We start from the raw sequence: 17,376 nt of genomic DNA, 5'->3' as shown, positions 1-17,376 counted from the left end.
TTCATCATATACTCATTGGTTTTCTGTGAACCGATGGGTTTTCTATTGTGACGAAAGAAGGAATCTGGGCTTATGAATGATAAGAAAACGGATATTCTGTTGGCGGCAAGAAAGCTTTTTTCGGGGAAAAGCTTTTCGTCGGTATCGATGCAGGCGATTGCTGAGGAGTGCAAAGTCTCCAAAGCATCTTTATATAAGCTGTTTGAATCGAAGGAAGACCTGCTTCTGGAGCTGCTCGATTTTAACCAGAAACAGATGGTAGCGGCCGCTTCACTATTGAATGAAGAAACAAGCCTGTCCCCTGAGGATCGGTTTGCCAAAAAACTGATGGCTGAGCTTGAAGGCTTCAGGCGCAATCAGCAGTTTTTTAATATGCTGATGTACGGAAGCCCTTCCTCTATTAATGACCGGGTAAAACGGCATATTCACAGGGCCCGTTCCACTTTTATCTGCTGGCATCGCGATTCACTGATTCAGACGTACGGCGAAGACATCATTCCTTATGTATGGGAGCTGGTGATTGTCCTGCAGGGGCTCCTGAGAGAATGCATCACGCTGATTAAGCTGGAAAAAGAACCGCTCGACCTGGAACCTCTCACGGAGTTTATCATCCGCCATCTCAATCTCATCGTCGAAAACAGGAAAACCGAAACCGCTTTGCCGCAGGAGATGATTGACCTTTATATCGCCTCCGCTTCCTCATTTGAGCCGAAAGACAAAACCGTATTGCTGGCTGAAAGCCTGAAGGAGCTGAAAGAAGCCGTCTCAGCCCTTCCTGAGGAGAAATATGATGCCGCGGGTCTCGCTTCCGCGGCGGCCATGCTGGAGAAAGAATCAGCGGACAAACAGCCGCGGGATTTTCTCATAAAAGCGCTCATCGGTTATTTGGAACAGGCCGGACCGCTGCACCAGCCGCTTGCAGCCGTTAAAACATTGCTCAAACTATAAAGAAAGAAGGAATCAGCTTGAATAAGAGTATTGAAACTGCACCATACAACCGCTCTGTCATTGTCGGGATTCTTTTGGCGGGAGCGTTCGTCGCCATTTTGAACCAGACGCTGCTTATTACGGCGCTGCCGCACATTATGAATGACTTCAATATAGACGCCAACAAAGCGCAATGGCTGACAACATCGTTTATGCTGACGAACGGGATTTTAATCCCGATTACAGCGTTTTTAATAGAGAAATTTACGAGCCGCACCCTCTTGATTACCGCCATGAGTATTTTTACGGCCGGAACCATTGTCGGTGCATTCGCTCCGAACTTTCCGGTACTGTTAACAGCCCGGATTATCCAGGCGGCCGGCGCCGGAATCATGCTGCCGCTCATGCAGACGGTATTTCTCACGATTTTCCCGATTGAAAAGCGCGGCCGCGCAATGGGTATGGTCGGCTTGGTGATCTCGTTCGCGCCGGCAATCGGCCCGACGCTTTCCGGATGGGCGGTCGAAGCATTCTCTTGGCGCTCTTTGTTTTATATCATCTTTCCGATCGCGGTCATCGATTTGCTTTTAGCGATTATTCTGATGAAAAACGTCACGACATTACGAGAAACACAGATTGATATTTTATCCGTGATCTTATCGACCCTCGGATTCGGCGGCCTGCTTTACGGCTTCTCAAGCGCCGGTTCATCAGGGTGGACCAGTACTGAAGTGCTGACCTCGCTGCTTGTCGGAGCGGTCGCGCTGATTTTCTTTATCGCAAGACAGATGAAGCTCAAAAAACCGATGCTGGAATTCCGCGTGTTTTCTTTCGGGATTTTCAGCCTGACCACCCTGCTCGGCACGCTTGTTTTCGCGCTGCTGATCGGAACGGAAACCATTCTCCCGCTCTACACGCAGAAGGTCCGGGGCGTATCCGCGTTTGATACCGGATTAATGCTTTTGCCGGGCGCGGTTGTGATGGGGATGATGTCTCCGTTTATCGGCCGGATTTTTGACAAAATCGGCGGAAAGGGCCTTGCGATGACCGGATTCTTTATCATCCTGCTCACGTCCCTGCCGTTTATGAATCTGACGGACTCGACGTCTCTTATTTGGATTGTCGTCGTTTATACCGCGCGGCTTTTGGGAACAGCCATGATTATGATGCCGGTGACGACAGCGGGAATCAATGCCCTGCCGCGCCACTTAATTCCGCACGGCACAGCCATGAACAATACCGTCCGCCAAATCGGCGGTTCTATCGGTACGGCGCTGCTTGTTTCCATTATGAGCAGCCAGGCTGCGCACGCAAATACGTCAGCTCCGGCAAACGCCGCTCTGCACGGCATGAATGCGGCATTTGTCGTGGCCGCCTGCATCGCGCTGGCCGGCTTCCTGCTATCTTTCACTTTGAAGAAAAAACCGCGCCAGCCTGAGCAGCAGCAGGCCGTCACGCGTTAAATCCAAAAGAACCCGATCACTTATGTGACCGGGTTCTTTTTTTACTTCTCGATTCCGTCTTTTACTTCTTTCACCATTTGCGCCATGGATTCCAGGCCGCCTCCTGATAAATACCATGTAGCTGAGTCAAGGTAGACAACATGGTTGTTTTTCACGGCTTTCACCGATTTCACATAATCATTTTCAACCACTTGTTTTGTTGAAGATTTTGTGCCGATCGCTGTTCCGCGGTCAACGACAAACATGTAATCAGGGTTGGTTTTGGCGATATATTCATAGGAAATGCTTTGTCCGTGCAGTGAGGCTTCAATGTTTTTGTCAGCCGGTTTAACGCCGAACACATCATGAATGAAGCCGTATCTTGATTTAGAGCCGAACGCGCTGATTTTGCCGTCGTTCGCCATCACCACTAAACCGTTTTTATCCGTGCTGCTTGTCTTTTTCTTCAGATCGGCAATGGACTTGTCAATTTTCGCAAGCTTATCTTTCACTTCATTTTCTTTGTTAAAGATTTTGCCGATCACTTCGGTGTTGTGTTTGAATCTGTCAACGTAGTTTGTATAGTCATCATCAAGATAAATTGTCGGCGCGATTTTTGAGAACTCTTTATAAGAATCAGATTGTCTGTGGGCGATAATGATTAAATCCGGATCAATATCCGCGACTTTTTCAAAATCCGGTTCTTTTAAACCGCCTGTATTGGCGTATTTATCACTATTATATGAAGATAAGTATTTTGGAAGGTTTTGTTTCGGAAGTCCCGCGACATGGTCCTGTAAACCGAGTTCATCCATCGTGTCCAGCATTCCGAAGTTGAATACGACGACTTTTTTCGGGTTCTTCGGCACTTTGACTCCTTCTTTGTTCATGTCATCCTTAATCGTGATCATTTCTTTTGATTTGCCGGATGTTTTGTCCCCGTTTCCGCATGCAGAAACAACAAAAATCGTAACTAGCGCAATGAATAGCAATGCGAATTTTTTCATGTCTCTCACCTCATCTGGTTTTTAAGAAAAATACACACCGATCCGCTGACTGTCAATCTCTTGAATCGGAATGGTCATATCATAAATGTCTTCAAGCACGGAAGTGTCAATAATCTCCTCCGCCGGCCCTTCTTTGACGATCCGGCCGTTTTTCAGAGCAACGATATGGTCTGAGTATACGGAAGCGAAGTTGATATCGTGAATCACTACGACGACCGTTTTTCCGAAGTCTTCCACAAGCCGCTTCAACAGCTTCATCATTTCAACGGAATGCTTCATATCTAAATTGTTCAGCGGCTCATCGAGAAAAATATAATCCGTATCCTGAGCGATAATCATCGCGATAAACGCCCTCTGGCACTGTCCTCCGCTGAGCTGATCGAGATATTTATCCTTTAAGTCATCAAGCTTCATATAACTGAGAGCCTGGTTGATATGCACCCAATCTTCATCCGTCAGTTTCCCCTGGGAATACGGAAATCGGCCGAAGCTGACCAGGTCTTTAATCGTCAGCCTGATATTGATTTGGTTCGTCTGCTTCAGGATGCTGATTTTTTTCGCCAGATCATTGCTTTTGCAGGAACCGATCTCTTGCCCGTCAACCGTGATTTCTCCGGAATCCGTCTTAATCAGCCGGCTCATGATAGACAGCAGCGTGCTTTTTCCCGCGCCGTTCGGACCGATAAACGAGGTCAGCCTGCCCTTTTGAATGGAAAGAGACGTTTTCTCAAGGACGACTTTCCCGCCGTATTGTTTGCTTACATTTTTGACCTCTACCATGATTTATTCTCCTTTAACAGCAGATAGATGAAATAAATCCCGCCGGCAAAATTAATGATGACGCTCAGCGTTGTGGAAAACGTGAACACTTTTTCCACGACGAACTGGCCTCCGACAAGCGCGATAATGCTGATCAGAACAGACCCCGCGATTAAATACGTGTGCCTGAAGGTTTTTAAAAACTCTCTCGCCAGATTGACGACAAGCAGCCCTAAAAACATAATCGGCCCGACAAGAGCCGTAGAGACAGACACAAGAATAGCGACAACAATGAGCATCTGCTTCACAAGCTTATCGTAATCAATCCCAAGGTTGACGGCGTGTTCCCTGCCAAGCGACAGCACGTCAAAAAACCGTGTGAACCGCCAGACATAAATGCCTGTCAGAAGAAAGACGGCACCGGCAAATCCTAAAAGATCGGTGTTGATATTGTTAAAGCTGGCAAACATTTTGTCCTGTACAACCTGAAACTCATTCGGATCAATCAGCATCTGCATAAATGATGACAGACTGTTGAACAGCGTGCCGAACACGACGCCGACAAGCAGAAGGAAAAACACGTTCCGCCCCTCGCCTTTAAACATGAGCTGATACAAAACGAGTGACAAGAGCACCATCAGCCCGACGGAGATGACGAAATTAAGGTTTTTGTTCATCATGACGATATTCATTGAACCGAACAGGAACACGATGACGGTCTGAATGAGCATATACAGGGAATCGAGGCCTAGAATGCCCGGTGTCAGTATGCGGTTATTTGTAATCGTCTGGAAGATGACCGTTGAAAATGCGATCGCTCCCCCGGTGAGCATCATGGCGAGCACTTTGAAGCACCGTCTCGGCAGGGAGTATTCCCAGTTGCCCAGCCCGTAGAACAAAAAGAATCCGATACATATCATGGCGAGCGCCGCCAGCAGCGTAATTTTTTTATTATGACTCATATGCTTTTCTCCTTAGCAGCATATACAGGAAGATGCCGCTGCCGATAACACCGACCATCAGGCCGATGGAAATTTCGTAAGGGAAGATGATCACCCTTCCCAAAATGTCGCAAAACAGCACAAAAACAGCGCCCAAGAGAGCTGTGTGGGGCAGGCTGCTCCTCAGGTTGTCCCCTTTGTAGATCGACACGATATTGGGAATGATCAAACCGAGAAACGGCAGCATCCCGACGGTCAGAATCACAAGTGACGCGATGAGCGACACGATAATCAGACCGATATTGACGACGCGTTTGTATTTCATGCCGAGATTGACGGAAAAGCTCTCTCCCATTCCCGCCACCGTAAATTTATCCGCATAGACATAAGCGATGATCACCAGCGGGATACTCAGATATAAAAGCTCGTACCGGCCTTTGACGACCAATGAGAAATCCCCCTGCAGCCAGGACGATAGGTTTTGGATCAGATCGTATTTATACGCGATAAACGTGGCGACTGAACTGACGATATTCCCAAGCATTAAACCGACGAGAGGAATAAAAATCGCATCATTGAACTTGATTCTCTCGAGGATTTTCATGAACAGGAAATTTCCCGCCAATGCGAAAATAAAAGCGATAGACATTTTCACAAGCGGACTCGCTGACGTAAAAAGCATTAATGAAATCAAAATCCCGAGCCTTGCCCAGTCCATCGTTCCCGCAGTCGTCGGCGATACAAATTTATTTCGGCTGATCTGCTGCATGATTAATCCGCAGATGCTCAGGCTCATGCCGGCAATGATAATGCTCACCAAACGCGGCAGCCGGCTGTCAAATAATGTACTTGCCTGTTCTTTATTTAAATGAAAAATATCCAGCGGCGACAAGTCTTCTACACCGATAAAAATAGAAGTACACGCCAATACCGCCAGTAGCAAAAGTAAGTAACGTAGCTTCATGCTGCCTCCCCGCACCCATCACAAACGGTATGACTCATTGCCAAACAACTCCCATATATCCCCACTCGTAATGATTATCATTATCAACGACAATTATAATCTTATCATCTTTCCAAGCGCAGTCAATACAGTTTTGCTTTTCAAAGCGGTCATCCGCGGGCCGTACACTAAATTCTTTTACAATCAGTCTATCAAGAATTTTCAGGATTTACTATAACCTTCATTTGGCTGCTTATCATTTTTTGCACAGGATGACACACTTTAAGGAAGCAAATCTGACAAACAGCGACGAAATTCCTCTCTGAGAATACAAATGTTCTTACCACGTAGAAAAAACCCTTGATTTACCTCTTTGAAAGAGAGATAATAAAAATTAAATTTGTGAGAAAATTTAAATATTAGGGGATGTAAATCATGAAAGTTGTAAAATTCGGAGGCAGCTCCCTTGCGTCAGGAGCCCAGCTTAAGAAAGTGTTTCAAATCGTGACGGCCGATCCCGCGCGGAAAGCCGTCGTCGTATCGGCGCCGGGAAAACGCTTCTCGGACGATACAAAGGTGACGGATCTGTTAATCCGGTGTGCGGAGCATCATTTGCAAAAAGGAGCGGCTCCCGAGCTTGCCGAAGCGGTCATTGAGCGGTACGCCGCCATCGCGCGCGAGCTGGATCTCGATCCCTCTATTATAGAAAGAATCCGCCGTGACTTATTCGCTCTCTTAAACAGCAGCAAAGCCAATCCCGATCAGTATATGGATGCGGTGAAAGCGAGCGGCGAGGACAATAACGCGAAGCTGATTGCGGCCTACTTCCGCAGGCGGGGCGTGAAAGCCGAATACGTAAGCCCGAAAGAAGCGGGGCTGTTTGTGACGAATGAACCCGGCAGCGCCCAGGTGCTCCCTGAGTCTTATGATCATTTGTACCGTCTGAGAAACCGTGAAGGCTTGATCATTTTTCCTGGTTTTTTCGGCTATACGAAGGAGCATGAGATTGTGACGTTTTCCCGGAGCGGTTCAGATATTACCGGCTCCATTCTCGCCAACGGCTTAAAGGCCGACCTGTACGAAAACTTTACCGATGTGGACGCCGTCTATTCCGTCAACCCGTCGATCGTGCAGCACCCGAAAGAAATTAACGAACTGACGTATCGGGAAATGCGTGAGCTCTCCTATGCCGGGTTTTCCGTTTTTCATGATGAAGCGCTGATTCCCGCTTTTCGGGCCGGCATCCCCGTTCAGATTAAAAACACGAATAATCCTGATGCGAAAGGAACGCGCGTCGTCAGCAGCCGTGACAATACGAACGGGCCTGTCATCGGCATCGCAAGCGACACGGGCTTTTGCAGCATCTACATAAGCAAATATTTAATGAACCGGGAAATCGGCTTCGGCCGCAAAGCCCTTCACATTTTGGAGGAAGAAGGATTGACGTATGAGCACGTTCCATCTGGGATTGACGATATCACAATCATCCTTCGGCACAATCAGATGGACTTAGAGCTGGAACAGAAGCTCGTCACCCGTCTGAAGCAGGAACTTCAAGCAGATGAAGTCACCGTCAGGCACAATCTGGCGCTGATTATGGTAGTGGGCGAAGCGATGCGCCAAAATGTCGGCACAACCGCCAGGGCATCCAAAGCACTGTCGGGAGCCGGCGTCAACATCGAGATGATCAATCAGGGATCATCGGAAGTCAGCATGATGTTCGGGGTGAAAGAAGAACAGGAAAAACACGCGGTGCGGGCACTGTATGACGAATTTTTCGCCGGGGTCTTACTCTCATAGGGCACAGCCTCTTTTTTTCTCTTGTCCACTACTATCCCTTACAAAACAGTTTCTGAAACATATTGTATGGTATAGACAATATGGAGGTGAAGCATAATGGGATACTCAGGAGAAGGAATTAGCTCTTTCGCTTTGATCGTTGTTTTATTTATCCTGTTAGTAATTGTAGGTACTGCCTTTGTTGGCGGTTTCTAAGCATCACTCCGTCTATATGAGGACGCTGCGGGTTTTGACCTGCGGCGTTTTCTTTTTTTCTTTGAGCCGCTTCCGTACGCAAAAAAAGACTGCCGAGAACATTCTCTGGCAGTCTTTTCTTTTGTTCAGGTTATTTTCTTCTCACGTCATTCCTCTTTCAGTTACATGGAAGTCAGCCTGATCTGTCTGGCCTGCACCTGCAACTGTAAAAATCGCGGCGGCTGCTAAACAAATAACAAACCATTTAGATTTCAATTTCATACAAACCCTCACTCCTTTGTATTTGTTTTCTTGCCTCTTCGACTTTCAGAAAATAGTCAGAAGAAATTTTAAAGCAATTTTGTTCATAGTAATATTTAGCTGCTTCTAGTGCTAAATCCTCTATATCGGCGTACAAATTTTTATTCTCCAGGTAACGGAAACATGCGCTGATTGTTTCCTCATCCGGTTTCGCCTGATACAGAGCCTGCAGCCATTCGAATTTTACCGTGTAAACGGGATCGTCTGTTTCTTTAGCATATTCATATCCCCGCCTGTGATATTCCGACGCTTTATCTTTTTTTCCGAGTTTAAAGTAAATGAGTGTGATTAGAAAATATGCTTGAGGAAGAGAATTGACGATTCTTTGTGATTCAAATGTATCAACCGCCCGTTCAAAGTACGGAATCGCTTCGTCGGTGCGGTCCTGATTGTAGTAGCACAGTCCGAGGTTATACAGCGCCCTCCCGACAAGTTGCGCTTTTTGTTCTTTTTCAGCCATTTGCAGAGCGTGCTGAAAATGTTTGGCCGCCTGTTCAAAACGTCTTTCATCCATTAAATTGACGCCGAACACAAAATGGCATTGAATGATCCGGACGTTGTATGTGTCCTGCTCTACGTAAATTTCATAAGCATTCTTTATATGTATCAAAGAAAAATACGTTTGTTTCATATGATAATAAGCTTCGGCCACCTTAAAATAAAACTCTGCCCGCTCCACGTGGTCCGATACGAAGGCCAGTTTTTTCTCAGCCTGTTTATAATACGTAATTGCTGATATAAATTCTCTTTTATCAAATTCAAACATGCCTTTGAAAAAGTTGACGTAATAATCGAGAAGCCCTTTGAGGCCGGCCTGGCTGTTATCAATGTTATCAAGAATTTCCGACAGGGTCGGCTGGTCTTCTATCTTCAGTTTTTCCAGCGGCTCCAAGTAGTCCAGCATCAGCTGATGGCGAAATTCCATGAGGGAATAATAAAGCACCAAGTTCGAATCAGGCTCCATATGGTCAAGCTCTTGTTTGATCTCGGCCTTCAAGATCTCCGCATCCGGCACGCTGAATGTTCTTATGTATCGATACCACTCGTTAATCTTCTGCCCGACTGCTGAAGAAGGAATTAACCCGCTCTTCATTCCTTCACCCTCCCCATCCAAGACCTGTTTACCAGTTATTTTATCACGTTTCCGTGTCTTTCCATCCCGAAAAACACGCAAACTTTGTTTCGGCAGAGCGCAATTTTGCGCAGTGAAGATGAAACAGCCGGCAGCCAAACAGGACTGCCGGTTTTAACATGATTCATGTTTCGTATTCAGCGGAAGGCGGATTGTAAAGGTTGTGCCTTTTCCCTTGTCGCTTTCAATGTCTATCGTGCCTTTGTGCATTTCGACGAGCTGCCTGACGATGGACAGGCCGAGTCCGTATTCGCCGTATGCCGTATTCGTTCGGGACACATCCGCCTTATAAAAACGCTCCCATATGTGCTCGATTTCTTCTTTCGAAATACCGATTCCGGTGTCTTCAATTTCAATAACCGTTTCCTTATAGCCTTCATACCCGCGCAGCGTAATGTCTCCGTTTTGCGTAAATTGAATGCTGTTTTTCGTAATGTTGACGAGAATCTGGATCAGCCTGTCATAATCGGCGAACACTTTGACGCCGTCCTCCGCTTCAATCCGGAGCCGGTTTTGTTTTTCCTCGGCCTGCTGATTGAGGTGCTCTTTAATAATCTCAAACACCTCGATGAGCGGCAGACTCAGCTTGTCCAGCTTGATCTGCTGGGATCTGATTTTTTCATAATCCAGGTTTTCTTTCACGAGCCTGAGCATCCGCTTCGTTTCTTCGCTGATCAGCGAGAAGCATTTCTCTTTATCTTTTTCCGGGATGGTGTTGCTGTTAAGGCCCTCCACCAGCCCGTTAATGGTCGTCAGAGGCGTTCTCAGCTCATGGGAAACATCGGCGATAAATTGGCGCCTCCGCTTTTCAAGGCGGTCAATCTGCTCTCTCGATTGCTTCAGGTTTTTAGCCATCGTATTGAAATCGGACGCCAGCATGCCGATTTCATCGCCGCCGCTGTTCTTGAGCGAAATATCGTAATCACCGGAAGCCACTTTTCCCGTCGCATCCCGCAATGTCTGAATCCGCTTGACGTGAAACTTAGATAAAAGCCAGCTTAACAAAATCGTGATGATAAGGGTGCTGATAATCGCGTAAATCATATAGCGGTTGACCTGGCTGATCATCTGCTCGACCCCTTTGACGGGAGACACGAGCAGCACCGCGCCTTTAAATTGACCGTTGATAAAAAGCGGTTTTGCGACGAGCGATACTTCTAAGCCTTCCGTATTAAAACGATTCACCTCCGCTCTGATCTGAACGGTTTTCCCTTGCTTCAGCATGTGCCACTCTTTACTTTTCAGCTTCTCGCGCGGCGGCATATCGTCAGGAAAAAAGTAAGGCCGCTGATGTTCATCAAAAATAATAAACCTTGTCTCGCGCGTTTTTAACATGTCCTGATACGGATACAGGCGGCGCAGATCAAGATCGCGTCCGTTCAGCTCACTTGTGATCTGCTGGGCGTAAGAAGACAGCTCATCCACTTTATTTTGATACGCAAAATCTTTTACAAAATGCGAAAACAGGGAAATGATGATGAAAAAGGCCAAAATCAAAATGCTGACATGGCTCAGCAGCAGCTGATATAAGTATTTAATCCTCATCAAATTTATATCCTACCCCCCACACCGTGTATAAAAACGTTTTTTCGTCACTGGACAGTTTTTTGCGCAGCCGTTTAATATGAACATCAACCGTACGTTCATCGCCGTAAAATTGATAGCCCCACACCTGCTCAAGCAGCTGCTCTCTCGAAAAAACCTGGCGCGGGTTCTGCGCGAGATAAAAGAGCAGATCAAATTCCTTCGGCGTCAGATTCTCGACAGGTTTTCCGTGCAGAAACACTTCCCGCGTCTTCTTATTGATTGAAAAACACGCTGTTTCGATCAAGTCATCGCTTTTTACGGCCTGCCCCGTCGCCCGGTATCTTCTGATCACCGCTTTAATTCGCGCTACAAGCGTCAGCGGGCTGAACGGCTTGGTGACATAGTCGTCAGCCCCCATCTCAAACCCGATCACCTGATCAGACTCCGTGTCCTTTGCGGTCAGCATAATAATCGGCACACTGCTCGTCTCTCTTATTTTTCGGCAGATCGTCACTCCATCCATAGACGGAAGCATAATGTCCAAGATGACCAAATCCCACTCCTCTTCTGTGAACCGCTGATAGCCCTCCACTCCGTCATGGACAAATTCGGCTTCAAATCCTTCTTTAAAAAAGAACATTTCCGTCATGGTGCATACGCTTATATTGTCTTCTATCATTAATATCTTCATTGGTTCCTCCGCTTATCTTGACGCTTTTACTTATAATAGCACCATTTTACCCGGATATTTTCGCGTTTCACAATTGTTAGTTTTTATTTCATCACCCGGAAATAGTTTGTTCATATTTTTTTCATACATTTCTCCTACTATATACATATCGGATAACCGGTTCTAAAGAAGGGTGTTTTCGCAATATATGACACCCACATGGAGGAACAGACATGAACTTTATTAAAAGAGCCTTTTGGAGCATGAAGGCAAAAAAGGGAAAAACGTTTATGCAGCTGGTTGTGTTTTCAGTGATTTGCATTTTTGTCCTGTCCGGTCTTACGATCCAGTCAGCGGCAAAGAAATCAAGCGAACTGGCAAGGCAGCAGCTCGGCGGGAGTGTCACACTCCAGGCTGACCGCCAAAAGCAAATGACGCAGCAGCAAAAAGACGGTGAAAAGAGGACGTTTGAATCAACGCCGATTTCCGTCTCGGATGCCAAGAAGCTTACATCCTTACAGCATGTTAAAAATTACAACTTTCTCACGACAGCGTCAGCAAACGCAGAAAGCTTTGACGCGATAAAAAGCTCAGGCGACTCAGCCGATAACAGTTCCGGCGGAAGACGTTTTCAAGGCGGCGGAAGACAGATGATTTCAGCGGACATTTCGGTCGAAGGCGTGCTCTCTACGGTGTTGCTTGATGATTTCACAGGCGGGAGCTCAAAAATCACTGACGGCCGCGCCATCACAAAAGCAGATGCGGACGCAAAAGTCGCCGTGATTAATGAAACGCTGGCAGATCAAAACAAGCTGAAGGTCGGCGGCTCCATTACGGTTTCCTCAGCAACGGATGATTCTGTGAAAACGAAGCTTAAAATTGTGGGAATCTATAAAACAACATCATCAGGAGACGATCAGGCAGAGCATTTTTCATTCTTAAATCCTGACAATAAAATCTACACGCCTTACACCGCCGCGGCGGCGTTAAAAGGGTCTGATAACAAAAACAAAATCAGCTCAGCCGTTTATTATATGGATGATGCAAAATATATTGATTCATTCGTTGCGGCTGCGAAAAAAACATCTATAGATGATAAAACCTACACGCTGACGACAAATGATCAGGTGTATCAGCAAATGGTCGGCCCGATTGAAAATGTCGCGTCATTTTCTAAAAATGTGGTGTACCTTGTATCCATCGCGGGCGCGGTCATTCTCGGGTTGATCGTGATGATGTCGATCAGGGAACGCAAGTATGAAATGGGTGTCTTGATGGCGATCGGCGAAAAGCGCCGGAAGCTCATCGGACAATTCTTAACGGAAATTCTGATTGTCGCGGTTATCGCCATCGGGATCGCATCCGTCACGGGCAGCCTTGTGGCGAATCAGCTGGGAAATCAGCTTCTTTCCCAGCAGGTCAGCTCAGCCGATAATTCACAGCAGCAAACAAGCGGCTGGGGCAGCGGAGAAATGCCGCGGGGAGGCGGCATGTTCGGTCAGCATTCATCCGGTGCAGATGTCATCAGTACAATGCAGGTAAACGTTTCGCTGAATGACCTTCTGATTCTCGGCGGGATCGGCGTCGCAATTGCCGTCATCGCCACATTACTGCCGTCTGTATCAGTCATGCGGCTTCACCCTAAAACGATCCTGACCAAGCAGGAATAAGAGGAGGCAGTATAATGAGCCTATTAACCTTTCAACAGACTGGCTACTGGTACCAAGATAAATCACAGCCGCTGTTTCAGGATATAACGATCAGCTTTGAAAAAGGGAAGTTTTATACAATTGCCGGCGCCTCCGGAACGGGAAAAACCACGTTTCTGTCTCTGGCGGGCGGCCTTGACACACCTAAAGAGGGAAGCATCCTTTATAACGGCGAAGACATCTCCAAAATCGGATTAACCAAATTCAGAAATCAATATGTCTCTATCGTCTTTCAATCTTATAATCTGATTCCGTATATGACGGCGCTCCAGAACGTCACAACGGCGATGGAGATTACCGGATCTAAGGAGAAAAACAAAGATGCGTGCGCGCTCAGCATGCTGGATAAAGTCGGCATCACCGAACAGCAGGCCCGTCAGCGGGTGCTGACATTAAGCGGCGGACAGCAGCAGCGCGTTTCAATTGCGCGGGCTTTCTGCTGTGACACGGATTTGATTTGCGCGGACGAGCCGACGGGAAACCTCGACGAAGATACGTCAAAGGAAATCGTCCGGCTCTTTCAGGATCTGGTGCATAAAGGCGGCAAATGCGTCATCATGGTTACGCACGACGAACAAATTGCCAAAGTGTCTGATATCAACATCCGCTTATCAAGAGGAAGTTTCACAGTAAAAGAAAACGGCACGGCCGTGTCCTGATACCGCGCCCCTGCCAGCGCAGACAGGGGCGCACCCTATATCCCCCTATTCAATAGAAGTGAACGTAAAAAAAGCGAGGGCTGCATCCCCTCGCTTTTTTATTTATATCAGCTGTAAATAGCGTTCAATATTTGATTGACCGGCTGCTTTGATCAATTCTTCCGCCTTTTCCTCTTCCCCCGGCAAAGCGAGCCGGAGTTTGTCTTCAATGTCTTTTTCAGAAAGACCGTTTCCCGGTGCTCCCTTCGGACAGTCGATACGTGTTTCATAGACATGATTGCCGGAAGCCGTGACCCGTACAATTGTAAAACGCCCCATCGGCACGGCGTTGTCAGCCGGCTGAATTTGATCATCATAGCTTCGGTGAATCCTCGCAAACCCCTTTTGAAGGGATTCCGGAATCGGCTCGGAGGTGAAGTGTTTTGCTGAAAAATCTTTACCGTGCAGAGCCAGGGCAATCACATATTCCACACTGAAACGCCCCGCTTCGCCTGTTTTCGGGCGCCGTTCTGTCAATGCGGCATCCCCGCCCGGCGGATAAATCACGTCGATCCGTTCCGTTTGGCCGAAAGTGAGGCCGTGCTCAGCCTTCAGCTTGAGAATGGCGTCCGCCGCGTGATGGGCCGCCGAGCAAAACGGATAAACCTTAAACCAAAGCCCAGGGCTCACAATCCGCCAAGGTTTTCCCCATCCGTTTAAAAGCACGGTTTCTGCCCGTTCAAGATCGCCGTACAGCCCGAAGAAGCCTTTCTCCCCGTCAAGCGCATGATCCGACCCGCCAAAACCGGCCTTCGCAAGCTTTACGGCGAACAACCCGGCTTGAGCGGCCAGTCCGGCATGAAGCGGCTTCATTTCTGTCCCGAACTGCACCCGCATGCCTCCGGAACGGGCGGCCGCAAATCCGATCGCTTTTTGCAATTCGTTTTGATTGAGATTCTCCGCGAAACCGACGGCGCAGGCCGCCGCAATCGCGCCTAACGTTCCCGTATTGTGCCAGCCTTTCTCGTAATGGTGTCTTCCCGCTGACTGACCGAGCCGCGCCATCACTTCGATGCCTGTCACGTAAGCACCGAGAAAACGGGTTTTGTCTATATGGCCGGATGATGCCGCTGCGATCAGAGCCGGAAGGATGACCGCGCTCGGATGTCCTCTTACATCAGAATGAACATCGTCAAAATCAAGCGCATGGGCGATGAATCCGTTAATCAGCGCGGATTGGGACGGCGTTGCTTTTTGATTTCTGCCGATAAGCGGAGCTGTCGGCGCCCCCCCTTCTTCTTCGGCCAGTTTAATCAGCTTCTCAATGCCTTTATCCCGTCTCCCCGCAAAGGCTGCCGCTGTAAAATCAAGCAGGCCTTTGCGCGCTTCTTTCATCGCTTCGGCGGATGTTTCCGGTACAGACGACATGACGGCCTGAGCAAGCCCGGCCGTCAGATGTTCCGTATTCATTCCGTCTGCTCCAATACATTGACGGCCAGCCGGGCGAAAAAATCAGCCGCTTGCGGGAGCGCTTTTTCGTCGAGTGTGAAGGCCGGATGGTGCCATTCTTCCGTGCCGTTTGTTCCCATCCAGACGAAGAAGCCGGGGATTTTTTCTTGATATAACGCGAAGTCTTCCCCGCCGGGAGACTGTTCTGCCCGAACCGTTTGAAGCCCGAGATCTTCAGCCGTCTGTTCCGCCGCCTGGATGAAACGGGCGTCGTTTACCACTGACGGAAGGTAAGGATACCAGCGGAATTCGGCTTCTGCCCCGAATCCGGCCGCGATTCCTTCGGCAACCCGCTTCATATGTTTCGGAACAGCGTCACGCGCTTCTTTTTGAAACGTCCGGACGGTGCCTTCCATTTCAACATGGTCCGGGATGACATTCCAAGAGCTGCCGCCTTGAACTCTTGTGATGCTGACGACGGCATTGTGAAGCGAGCTGATATTTCTGCTGACAACTGATTGCAGGCCGCCGATGATCTGCCCTGCCGCCTGAATCGGATCAATGCTGTTATCAGGGATTCCGGCGTGGCCGCCTTTTCCTTTAACAGTGATTTCAAAGCGGTCCACACTCGCCATCAGCGGGCCTTCTTTCAGGCCGACCGTGCCGACGGGGAGGTCGGGTTTGTTATGCATGCCGAATATTGCCGATACACCGTCAAGCGCGCCGGCTTCAATGACCTGTCTCGCTCCGGCGGCGATTTCTTCCGCGGGCTGAAAAATAAACCGCACCGTTCCTTTCAGCTCGTGCTTTCTCTCATTTAATAAGAAAGCCGTGCCGAGAATAGATGCCGTATGGAAGTCGTGGCCGCAGGCATGCATGACGCCGCTGTTTCGCGAAGCAAACGGAAGGTTTGTTTTCTCTTCGATCGGCAATGCGTCAATGTCCGCTCTGACGGCGATGACGGGGCCGGTTTTGTCTCCTTTGATTTCGGCGATCACTCCGGTTTGAAGTTTCGGAACATCAACAACCGTGATACCCTCTTCCTCCAGCCAGCGGCGGATTTTATTCGTCGTTTCGTATTCCTCGCCTGACAGCTCAGGGTGTTCATGAAGGTCGCGGCGGATATTGATTAAACGTTTGTTTAATGATTCATACGTTTCTCTTGCCATTTCTTCTTCGTCCCTTCCTATACAAGCTCAGCAGGCTCTCCCACTTGCTTTATGAATTTTTTCGTCCGTTCGTTCTGCGGATTGTCAAACAGCTCTTCCGGTGTTCCCTGCTCGATGATGCGTCCGTCCGCCATAAAGATGACCTGGTCGGCCACTTCACGCGCAAAGGCCATCTCATGTGTGACAATGACCATGGTTGTCTGTTTTTCGGCAATTGATTTGATGACTTGAAGCACCCCGGCTACAAGCTCAGGGTCAAGGGCCGAAGTCGGTTCATCCAGTAAAATCGCGTGAGGATCAACGGCCAAGGCGCGAGCAATGCCGATCCGCTGCTGCTGCCCGCCTGACATCGTAATCGGATAGCTGTCCGCTTTTTGCTCTAAACCGACTTGCCGCAGCAGATCCATACCGATCTGTTCCGCTTCTTTTTTCGGTTTCTTTTGCGCTGTGATCAGCGCTTCTGTCACGTTTTGCAGCGCGGTTTTGTTTTTGAAGAGATTGTAATTCTGAAACACCATCGCCGTCTGCTGGCGAAGCTTGTGTACGTCTTTGCGCGAATAGGACGCTGCATTCAGCTTGGCATCACCGATTTCAATGATGCCGCCATCCGGGCGCTCCAGCAGATTCAGACAGCGGAGGAGCGTTGATTTTCCCGAGCCGGACGGGCCGATAATGGCCGTGACTTCGCCGCTTTTGATCTCAAGATCGATCCCGTCAAGTACGGTAAGGTCTTTAAATGCTTTTCGAATATGTCTGACTTGTATCATC

General features: G+C 48.3%; 17 protein-coding genes. 6 read left to right on the top strand and 11 right to left on the bottom strand.

Annotation, left to right across the window (positions count from 1 at the left end; all coding sequences use genetic code 11):
• Positions 1-72 precede the first annotated feature (72 nt).
• Together AD710_RS09850 and AD710_RS09845 are read left to right on the top strand one after the other, a co-directional pair.
• Positions 73-948 (top strand): TetR/AcrR family transcriptional regulator, encoded by an 876-nt coding sequence (locus AD710_RS09850; RefSeq protein WP_049627888.1) that lies wholly within the window; start codon positions 73-75, stop codon positions 946-948.
• Between the two features lie 17 nt (positions 949-965).
• A complete protein-coding gene (locus tag AD710_RS09845; protein WP_045926245.1) occupies positions 966-2,390 on the top strand; it encodes an MDR family MFS transporter in 1,425 nt (474 codons plus the stop codon).
• Between the two features lie 41 nt (positions 2,391-2,431).
• Here the strand turns inward: AD710_RS09845 and AD710_RS09840 are convergent, their stop codons facing one another.
• The 4 genes from AD710_RS09840 to AD710_RS09825 are packed head-to-tail and all read right to left on the bottom strand — an operon-like array spanning position 2,432 to position 6,040.
• On the bottom strand, positions 2,432-3,376 hold the full coding sequence (locus AD710_RS09840) for a siderophore ABC transporter substrate-binding protein (RefSeq protein WP_016937255.1): 945 nt from the start codon (positions 3,374-3,376) through the stop codon (positions 2,432-2,434).
• A gap of 21 nt (positions 3,377-3,397) precedes the next feature.
• The gene (locus AD710_RS09835; protein WP_047476235.1) at positions 3,398-4,156 is read right to left on the bottom strand and encodes an iron ABC transporter ATP-binding protein; all 759 of its coding nucleotides are present in this window, start codon (positions 4,154-4,156) and stop codon (positions 3,398-3,400) included.
• Complete coding sequence (locus tag AD710_RS09830) at positions 4,150-5,097, bottom strand: iron chelate uptake ABC transporter family permease subunit (protein ID WP_049627887.1); 948 nt, start codon at positions 5,095-5,097, stop codon at positions 4,150-4,152. Before AD710_RS09830 ends, AD710_RS09835 begins: the two co-directional genes overlap by 7 nt.
• Positions 5,087-6,040 (bottom strand): ABC transporter permease, encoded by a 954-nt coding sequence (locus AD710_RS09825; RefSeq protein ID WP_045926248.1) that lies wholly within the window; start codon positions 6,038-6,040, stop codon positions 5,087-5,089. Before AD710_RS09825 ends, AD710_RS09830 begins: the two co-directional genes overlap by 11 nt.
• A gap of 414 nt (positions 6,041-6,454) precedes the next feature.
• On the opposite strand from AD710_RS09825, the gene AD710_RS09820 reads away from it, so the two are divergent.
• Positions 6,455-7,819 (top strand): aspartate kinase, encoded by a 1,365-nt coding sequence (locus AD710_RS09820; RefSeq protein WP_049627886.1) that lies wholly within the window; start codon positions 6,455-6,457, stop codon positions 7,817-7,819.
• Positions 7,820-7,915: 96 nt separating this feature from the next.
• On the top strand, positions 7,916-8,014 hold the full coding sequence (locus AD710_RS19085) for a YjcZ family sporulation protein (protein WP_016937260.1): 99 nt from the start codon (positions 7,916-7,918) through the stop codon (positions 8,012-8,014).
• Positions 8,015-8,155: 141 nt separating this feature from the next.
• On the opposite strand, the gene AD710_RS09815 is transcribed toward AD710_RS19085, so the two are convergent.
• From AD710_RS09815 to AD710_RS09800, 4 genes are all read right to left on the bottom strand, one after another.
• The gene (locus AD710_RS09815) at positions 8,156-8,275 is read right to left on the bottom strand and encodes a phosphatase RapC inhibitor PhrC (protein ID WP_016937261.1); all 120 of its coding nucleotides are present in this window, start codon (positions 8,273-8,275) and stop codon (positions 8,156-8,158) included.
• A complete protein-coding gene (locus AD710_RS09810; protein ID WP_049627885.1) occupies positions 8,259-9,407 on the bottom strand; it encodes a response regulator aspartate phosphatase in 1,149 nt (382 codons plus the stop codon). The genes AD710_RS09815 and AD710_RS09810 overlap by 17 nt, the downstream gene beginning before the upstream one ends.
• A 153-nt stretch (positions 9,408-9,560) precedes the next feature.
• Positions 9,561-10,994: a two-component system sensor histidine kinase YclK gene (locus AD710_RS09805; RefSeq protein WP_197083934.1), complete on the bottom strand. Its 1,434-nt coding sequence runs from the start codon at positions 10,992-10,994 to the stop codon at positions 9,561-9,563.
• Positions 10,981-11,664: a two-component system response regulator YclJ gene (locus AD710_RS09800; protein WP_016937264.1), complete on the bottom strand. Its 684-nt coding sequence runs from the start codon at positions 11,662-11,664 to the stop codon at positions 10,981-10,983. The genes AD710_RS09805 and AD710_RS09800 overlap by 14 nt, the downstream gene beginning before the upstream one ends.
• Before the next feature lie 212 nt (positions 11,665-11,876).
• Between AD710_RS09800 and AD710_RS09795 the strand changes: the two genes are divergently transcribed.
• Together AD710_RS09795 and AD710_RS09790 are read left to right on the top strand one after the other, a co-directional pair.
• Positions 11,877-13,313 (top strand): ABC transporter permease, encoded by a 1,437-nt coding sequence (locus tag AD710_RS09795; RefSeq protein WP_045926252.1) that lies wholly within the window; start codon positions 11,877-11,879, stop codon positions 13,311-13,313.
• 14 nt (positions 13,314-13,327) lie between these two features.
• On the top strand, positions 13,328-14,011 hold the full coding sequence (locus tag AD710_RS09790; protein ID WP_049627883.1) for an ABC transporter ATP-binding protein: 684 nt from the start codon (positions 13,328-13,330) through the stop codon (positions 14,009-14,011).
• Positions 14,012-14,113: 102 nt separating this feature from the next.
• On the opposite strand, the gene AD710_RS09785 is transcribed toward AD710_RS09790, so the two are convergent.
• From AD710_RS09785 to AD710_RS09775, 3 genes are read right to left on the bottom strand one after another with little or no spacing between them, the layout of a single operon-like run.
• Positions 14,114-15,460, bottom strand: a complete 1,347-nt coding sequence (locus AD710_RS09785) for an MmgE/PrpD family protein (protein ID WP_049627882.1) — start codon at positions 15,458-15,460, stop codon at positions 14,114-14,116.
• Positions 15,457-16,608, bottom strand: a complete 1,152-nt coding sequence (locus AD710_RS09780; protein ID WP_049627881.1) for a M20 peptidase aminoacylase family protein — start codon at positions 16,606-16,608, stop codon at positions 15,457-15,459. The genes AD710_RS09785 and AD710_RS09780 overlap by 4 nt, the downstream gene beginning before the upstream one ends.
• A gap of 17 nt (positions 16,609-16,625) precedes the next feature.
• Entirely contained in the window at positions 16,626-17,375 is a 750-nt protein-coding gene (locus AD710_RS09775) for an amino acid ABC transporter ATP-binding protein (protein WP_049627880.1), read from the bottom strand.
• Position 17,376: the final 1 nt, after the last annotated feature.

Origin of the sequence: Bacillus sp. JFL15 (assembly GCF_001184225.1) — a bacterium.
Taxonomy (GTDB): Bacteria; Bacillota; Bacilli; order Bacillales; family Bacillaceae; genus Bacillus; species Bacillus siamensis.
Note: the sequence above shows the minus strand (reverse complement) of the source record. Positions and strands in the feature narration are given on the sequence as shown.

Coding starts and splice junctions, on each gene's coding strand:
- AD710_RS09850 (WP_049627888.1), top strand. CDS start 73: ATGAATGATAAGAAAACGGATATTCTGTTGGCGGCAAGAAAGCTTTTT.
- AD710_RS09840 (WP_016937255.1), bottom strand. CDS start 3,376: ATGAAAAAATTCGCATTGCTATTCATTGCGCTAGTTACGATTTTTGTT.
- AD710_RS09835 (WP_047476235.1), bottom strand. CDS start 4,156: ATGGTAGAGGTCAAAAATGTAAGCAAACAATACGGCGGGAAAGTCGTC.
- AD710_RS09830 (WP_049627887.1), bottom strand. CDS start 5,097: ATGAGTCATAATAAAAAAATTACGCTGCTGGCGGCGCTCGCCATGATA.
- AD710_RS09825 (WP_045926248.1), bottom strand. CDS start 6,040: ATGAAGCTACGTTACTTACTTTTGCTACTGGCGGTATTGGCGTGTACT.
- AD710_RS09820 (WP_049627886.1), top strand. CDS start 6,455: ATGAAAGTTGTAAAATTCGGAGGCAGCTCCCTTGCGTCAGGAGCCCAG.
- AD710_RS19085 (WP_016937260.1), top strand. CDS start 7,916: ATGGGATACTCAGGAGAAGGAATTAGCTCTTTCGCTTTGATCGTTGTT.
- AD710_RS09815 (WP_016937261.1), bottom strand. CDS start 8,275: ATGAAATTGAAATCTAAATGGTTTGTTATTTGTTTAGCAGCCGCCGCG.
- AD710_RS09810 (WP_049627885.1), bottom strand. CDS start 9,407: ATGAAGAGCGGGTTAATTCCTTCTTCAGCAGTCGGGCAGAAGATTAAC.
- AD710_RS09800 (WP_016937264.1), bottom strand. CDS start 11,664: ATGAAGATATTAATGATAGAAGACAATATAAGCGTATGCACCATGACG.
- AD710_RS09795 (WP_045926252.1), top strand. CDS start 11,877: ATGAACTTTATTAAAAGAGCCTTTTGGAGCATGAAGGCAAAAAAGGGA.
- AD710_RS09790 (WP_049627883.1), top strand. CDS start 13,328: ATGAGCCTATTAACCTTTCAACAGACTGGCTACTGGTACCAAGATAAA.
- AD710_RS09785 (WP_049627882.1), bottom strand. CDS start 15,460: ATGAATACGGAACATCTGACGGCCGGGCTTGCTCAGGCCGTCATGTCG.
- AD710_RS09780 (WP_049627881.1), bottom strand. CDS start 16,608: ATGGCAAGAGAAACGTATGAATCATTAAACAAACGTTTAATCAATATC.
- AD710_RS09775 (WP_049627880.1), bottom strand. CDS start 17,375: ATGATACAAGTCAGACATATTCGAAAAGCATTTAAAGACCTTACCGTA.